Here is a 6,405-nt window from a genome sequence, read left to right as displayed (position 1 = left end):
CGCCCCCCCCCCCCCCGCGCCGCGCCCCCGCTCCCCGCCGCCCGAGCGGCGGGGGCCCCCCCCCCCCCCCCCCCCCCCTCGGTTGACACGCTCCCCTACCGGTGCAAGACTGAACCACCTTTCAACCGGACACGTCCCACGCACCATTCCAGGAGGCATCCATGGCTGACGCGCAGAAGGCGACCACCCTCGGCGAGCTCCGCAAGTCAGGACACCGCGTCCTGCCCGTCCGCGAGGAGATCCGCCGGAACCTGATGGCCCGCATGCGCGACGGCGCCGCCCTCTTCCCCGGCGTCATGGGCTACGAGGACACCGTCATCCCCCAGGTCGAAAACGCCGTCCTCGCTGGCCAGGACATCATCTTCCTCGGCGAGCGCGGCCAGGCCAAGTCCCGCATCATCCGCAGCCTCGTCGGCTTCCTCGATGAGGAGACCCCCGTCGTCCGCGGCTGCGAGATCAACGACAACCCCTACGCCCCCATCTGCCTCGGCTGCCGCACCCGCCTCGCCGAGGAGGGCGACGGCCTCGAGATCGACTGGCTCCCCCGCGACCAGCGCTATGCGGAGAAGCTCGCCACCCCCGACATCTCCGTCGCCGACCTCATCGGCGAGATCGACCCCATCAAGGTCGCCGAGGGCCGCTACCTCTCCGACGAGCTCACCATCCACTTCGGCCTCATCCCCCGCGCCAACCGCGGCATCTTCTGCATCAACGAGCTCCCCGACCTCGCCGAGCGCATCCAGGTCGGCCTCTTCAACCTCATGGAGGAGCGCGACATCCAGATCCGCGGCCACCGCGTCCGCCTGCCCCTCGACATCTACGTCGTCGCCAGCGCCAACCCGGAGGACTACACCAACCGCGGCCGCATCATCACGCCGCTCAAGGACCGCTACGGCGCCCTCATCCGCACCCACTACCCCAAGACCGTCGAGGAGGAGGTCTCCATCGTCGATCAGGAGCGCTCCCGCTTCGCCGACACTGAGGAGGCCGTCGTCGTCCCCGATTTCATGGCAGAGATCATCGGCGAGTTCACGTCCCTGGCCCGCCGCAGCGCCGACATCAACCAGCGCTCCGGCGTCTCCGTCCGTGTCTCCATCGCCAACTACGAGACCCTCGCCGCCTGCGCCCTCCGCCGCGCCATCCGCTACAACGAGACGCAGGCCGTGCCGCGCGTCTCCGACCTCCCCTTCATCGTCGCGTCCACCCTCGGCAAGCTGGAGCTCGAGACCGTCGAGGACGGCCGCGAGGCCCGCGTCGTCGACGAGCTCACCAAGAAGGCCGTGCTCAACGTCTTCAACCGCCACTTCGACGCCAACGACTTCGTCGAGCTCCAGCTCCGCTTCGAGGAGGGCCTCGAGGTCGAGGCCGGCAGCGAGGTGCCCTCCTTCGCCTACGCCGAGCGCCTCGGCGGCGAGGGCGGCCTCGCGCCGATGGTGCAACAGTTCGGCATAGACCCCAGGAAGCAGGAGGCCCTCTTCGCCTCCGGCGCCGAGTTCGTCCTCGACGGCCTGCACCTCAACCGCAAGCTCAACCGAGACCGCATAGAGGGCAAGTTCCGCTACCGCACCTAGCCCCCTCCCCCGCGCCCCCGTCGCAAGGGCGCGCCGTTCTGCACGGAGGGCGCGCAGCCAAAAAGGAAGAGCCCCGCCATGTGGCGGGGCTCTTCTGCTTTCGAGTCTTGTCGAGACTACCGGTTCCGGTTGCGGACCAGGACGTAGCCGCCGCCCATCAGGAAGAGCGCGCCCATCAGGAGCAGGCCCATCATCAGGCTGTTGCTGACCCCGAAGCCGCCGGTCGGGGGCGGGGTGGGCTCAACGGGCACGTCAGGAGTCATCGTTATCTCGGGCGTCGGTGTCGGCGCGCCATCCGCCGGCAGTGTGACAACCACCGCGTAGGTGCCCAGCGTCGTGCTGGAGACGGTCAACGTGTTGTTGATGATGTCCAGCAGCGCAAAGGTGTCGATCCAGGTGCCGCTTACCGGTTCCCAGGAAAGAACGGTGACGTTGTCAGCCCTGCCGCCTGCCGCAGCCGCCTGGTCCTCATCGGTGAACGGGACCGTGACCTCGGCCAGCTGGGTGAAGACCGCGCCGCCTGTGTCCAGCGTGAAGACCAGGGACCCAAGCTGCATGCCTTCCGGCGCATCGCCGGGAACATCGTCACCCTCAAGGGCCGTGTAGGTCACCGTGACGTCGCTGCTGCTGGCGCCGTCGGGCGTCTTGACGGTGACGCCGCTGGCAAACTCAATCGTGCCGCCCGTGGCGGGCAACGTTCCTTCGTGCCCGTCGGCAAATACGCTGCTCGCGGTGGCGAACAGGAGGGACAACGCCAGAGTTAAGCTCAGAAGCAACCGAGGGGCAATACTCTGCCGGGACATCCTAGGTGTGCGCACCGCAAGCCTCCTTGCCGAATATTCCAATTTGCGTACCTGACCAGTCTCGTTAAACATTCCGCTACTGTCCGTGTGGACACGAGTACCACACAACGCAGCGCAGAATAGCGCATAAAAGGGGAAGCGTCAACCCTCGTACGCTACGCCATTTGTGGGTTTTGATATTACAGTGCAACTGGGTGAATGGCAATACTGCCACAACTTGACTGCCCCGCACCCTGTTGCTACCGTCATTCTGCACCCGCGCACTGCCCCGCCCATCCGTCCCGCCCGCGCCGGAGGTCACTCGTGCCCGTCGACCCCGAGACCCTCAGGGAGATCGCCCTCAGCCAGCAGGAGTACGACGCCATCGTCGACAAGCTCGACCGCGAGCCCAACGCGCTCGAGCTCGGCCTCTTCGGCGCGCTCTGGAGCGAGCACTGCGCCTACAAGCACTCGCGCCCCCTCCTCGGCCTCTTCCCCAGCGACTCCCCCCGCGTCCTCGTCTCCCCCGGCGCCGAGAACGCCGGCGTCGTCGACGTCGGCGACGGCCTCTCCGTCGTCTTCAAGATCGAGTCCCACAACCACCCCTCGGCCGTCGAGCCCTTTCAGGGCGCCGCGACCGGCGTCGGCGGCATCGTCCGCGACATCCTCGCCATGGGCGCGCGCCCCATCGCGCTCCTGAACTCTCTGCGCTTCGGCCCCGCCGCCTCCACGCGCACGCGCCGCCTCTTCCACGGCGTCGTCGAGGGCATCTCCTGGTACGGCAACTGCATCGGCGTCCCCGACGTCGGCGGCGAGATCACCTTCGCCCCCTGCTACGACGACAACCCCCTCGTCAACGCCATGTGCGTCGGCCTCGTCCGCACACAGGACCTCGTCCGCGCGCAGCCCTCCGGCCCAGGCGACCTCCTCCTCCTCGTCGGCGCCGACACCGGCCGCGACGGCATCCACGGCGCGTCCGGCCTCGCCTCGCAGACGCTGGAGGACACGCAGGAGCTCCGCACCACCGTGCAGGTCGGCAACCCCTTCCTCGAGAAGGTGCTCATCGAGGCCTGCCTGGAGGCGCTGCAGACGTGCCCCGAGGGCATCGCCGGCATGCAGGACCTCGGCGCGGCCGGCCTCACCAGCGCCGCTGTCGAGTGCGTCAGCAAGGGCGGCCGCGGCCTCCTCCTCGACGTTGCCCAGGTGCCCCGCCGCGAGTCCGCCATGAACCCCTACGAGGTCATGCTGTCCGAGTCCCAGGAGCGCATGCTCCTCCTCGTCCGCCCCGGCTTCGAGGACGCCGTGAAGGCCGTCTTCGACAAGTGGGACCTGACCTCCAGCGTCATCGGCAGCGTCACCGGCGACGCCACCGTCCGCATCAACGACGCCGGCGAGCCGCACGCCGACGTCCCCGTCGAGCACCTCGTCGGCGCGCCCCGCTACCGCCTCTCCGGCGCGCTCTCCGCCGAGACCGCCGCCGCGCAGCGTGTCGACCTCGCGGCCCTCCCGCTGCCCGATATGACGCCCGCCGAGGCCCTCCTGCGCCTCCTCGGCTCCGCCAACATCGCCAGCCGCTCCGGCGTCTACCGCCAGTACGACCAGCAGGTGCAGGCCAACACCGTCGTCGGCCCCGGACGCGGCGACGCCGCCGTCCTCGTCCTCCGCGACGGCTACGGCGGCCCCGCCACCCGCCGCGGCATCGCCGCCGCCACCGACGGCAACAGCCGCCTCGCGTGGCTCGACCCCTTCGTCGGCGGCCAGCTCGCCGTCGCCGAGGCCTGCCGCAACGTCTCCTGTGTCGGCGCGGAGCCCATCGCCCTCACAGACTGCCTCAACTTCGGCAACCCGGAGCGCCCGGAGGTCTACTACCAGCTTGAGGAGTGCATCAAGGGCATGGCCGACGCCTGTCGCGCCCTCGGCGTCCCCGTCGTCAGCGGCAACGTCAGCCTCTATAACGAGGGCGTGGGACAGGCCATCTACCCCACGCCCGTCGTCGGCGCCCTCGGCCTCCTGGAAGACGTCACAAAACACTGCGGCGCGGGCTTCCGCGACGAGGGCGACTTAGTCATGCTCCTCGGCGCGACGTCCCTCGACGCCGACCCCGCGACGCTCGCCGGCAGCGAGGCCCTCGAAACCCTCCACGGCACGGTCGCCGGTCGCCCGTCCCTCGACATGGACCTCGAGGCCCGCGTCCAGCGCCTCACCCGCGACGCCATCCGCCGCGGCCTCCTCTCCTCCGCCCACGACTGCTCCGACGGCGGCCTCGCCGTCGCCCTCGCCGAGTCCTGCGTCATCGGCGGCATCGGCGCCACGCTCACCGCCCGCCCCCAGGGCCGTTGGGACGCCGCCCTCTTCGGCGAGGCCCCGTCCCGCATCCTCATCTCCCTCCCCCCAACCAAAACCACCGCCCTCCGGCGCCTGGCCGCCCGCCACAAAGTCCCCGTCCTCCGCTTGGGCCGCACCGGGGGAAACACCCTCCGCATAGCCCGCCTCCTCAACCTCCCCCTCGCTGACGCGTCGCAAGCATGGCGCCAAGCCCTGCGGCAGCTGCTCTGGGAGTAAGGGACGGCGCATTCATGAGCGGATCCAGACCATACACAACGCTATTTCTCCTCGTTTCAGCCGATGGAAAGACATCAACCGGTAGTACAGACGAGATGGATGTCGATCGCGACTTCCCAAACATCCCCGGCGTTGGGCAAGGACTGAAGCAGTACTACGATTTGCAGATCGAGACTGACGAATTCTCACTAAACACTGGTAAGACTCTTGCCAAGACGGGAGTCAACCAGAAGCAAGACTGCACGGAGCAGCTACCGGTCTCCTTTGTGGTGGTCGACTCCGCGCCCCATCTCACCGGGCAAGGGACTTCGCATCTCGCCCACAGGGGACGACAGCTTCTAGTCGTGACAACTAACCCCGCACACCCTGCCCTGGCTCTCAGGGCGACACTCGGCAACCTTCACATGCTTCACTACGACAAGATTGACTTCACCCACCTGTTCGACCGGCTCAAGCAGGACTTTGGCGTTACGCGCATGACCATTCAATCGGGTGGCAGCTTGAATGCCACGTTGGTCAGAGCGGGGCTTGTTGACCGAATCCTTTTGGTTGTCGCCCCTGCACTCATCGGGGGAAAGGACACCCCAACACCGATGGATGGCGAATCGCTGCACACCACGGCAGTACTGAGCAACATCAAGCCGTTGGACTTGGTGCAGGCTACCGCGCTGCAAGACTCCTACGTGCTCTTGGAATACAAAGTGCGCAATTGAGTGATGACATGAGCTCGCATACTCCCAACGAAATCCAAGTATCCGTGGGCGAGACACGCTGCGAGTTCGTGTTGGTTCCTGCGGGGACCTTCGTTATGGGCACCGACCCAAGCGAAGTATCTGCCGTGACGGCCCGGTACCCCGATGTGCAAGCGGCATGGATTCTCAAAGAGACCCCTAACAGTGAGGTGTACCTGCCTGACTTCTACATAGCACGTACCCCTATCACGACCCAACTCTGGACGGAGTATGCCTACCAAACCGGCTCGACGCTCCAGGCAATCTGGGCCGAGTCCACTGCTGAGCCGAATCATCCTGTTGCAGGAGTGTCTTACGAAGAAGTGGAAGCCTTCTGCAACTGGCTATCTGCAGTTTCTGCCTATGAGGTAAGCCTTCCGACAGAGGCTCAGTGGGAGAAAGCCGCTCGGGGCACAGATGGTCGTGAATATCCCTGGGGCTACGAATTCGATGCAGCAAGGTGCAACACCCGCGAGGGTGGCTGTGGGGGGGTCACCCCTGTTGACAGGTTCCCCGCTGGTGCAAGTCCCTACGGTGTTCTCGACATGGCAGGGAACGTGGAGGAATGGACCAGCGATCTCTACCAGCCCTACCCGGGTGGAAACGCAGTGACCGACGATCTTGGTGGACCTGGAAAGTACCGGGTCACCAGAGGCGGTCACTGGGAGGGTGGGGGTGATTTGGCAAGGTGCGCTCGACGACACGGCGCCTGGGAACATTCGAGGACAGGCGCGCGTCTCGTACTAGCGGCCCTCTGAC

5 protein-coding genes are annotated in these 6,405 nt (G+C 67.0%); 4 read left to right on the top strand and 1 reads right to left on the bottom strand.

The window, feature by feature from the left end; genetic code table 11:
• The first annotated feature begins 161 nt into the window (after positions 1-161).
• Positions 162-1,571, top strand: coding sequence for a sigma 54-interacting transcriptional regulator (locus OXC99_01955; GenBank protein MCY4623761.1), 1,410 nt, complete (start codon positions 162-164; stop codon positions 1,569-1,571).
• 116 nt (positions 1,572-1,687) lie between these two features.
• Here the strand turns inward: OXC99_01955 and OXC99_01950 are convergent, their stop codons facing one another.
• The gene (locus OXC99_01950) at positions 1,688-2,323 is read right to left on the bottom strand and encodes a hypothetical protein (GenBank protein MCY4623760.1); all 636 of its coding nucleotides are present in this window, start codon (positions 2,321-2,323) and stop codon (positions 1,688-1,690) included.
• Positions 2,324-2,677: 354 nt separating this feature from the next.
• Here OXC99_01950 and purL point away from each other — a divergent pair, with 354 nt between their 5' ends.
• The 3 genes from purL to OXC99_01935 are packed head-to-tail and all read left to right on the top strand — an operon-like array spanning position 2,678 to position 6,404.
• On the top strand, positions 2,678-4,915 hold the full coding sequence (purL, locus tag OXC99_01945) for a phosphoribosylformylglycinamidine synthase subunit PurL (GenBank protein MCY4623759.1): 2,238 nt from the start codon (positions 2,678-2,680) through the stop codon (positions 4,913-4,915).
• Between the two features lie 14 nt (positions 4,916-4,929).
• Positions 4,930-5,628 carry a dihydrofolate reductase family protein gene (locus tag OXC99_01940; protein MCY4623758.1) on the top strand — a complete coding sequence of 233 codons (699 nt, stop codon included), beginning with the start codon at positions 4,930-4,932 and terminating at the stop codon, positions 5,626-5,628.
• Between the two features lie 8 nt (positions 5,629-5,636).
• On the top strand, positions 5,637-6,404 hold the full coding sequence (locus OXC99_01935; protein ID MCY4623757.1) for an SUMF1/EgtB/PvdO family nonheme iron enzyme: 768 nt from the start codon (positions 5,637-5,639) through the stop codon (positions 6,402-6,404).
• Position 6,405: the final 1 nt, after the last annotated feature.

This window comes from Chloroflexota bacterium, assembly GCA_026713825.1.
Lineage (GTDB): Bacteria > Chloroflexota > Dehalococcoidia > Lucifugimonadales > UBA1127 > UBA1127.
Note: the sequence above shows the minus strand (reverse complement) of the source record. Positions and strands in the feature narration are given on the sequence as shown.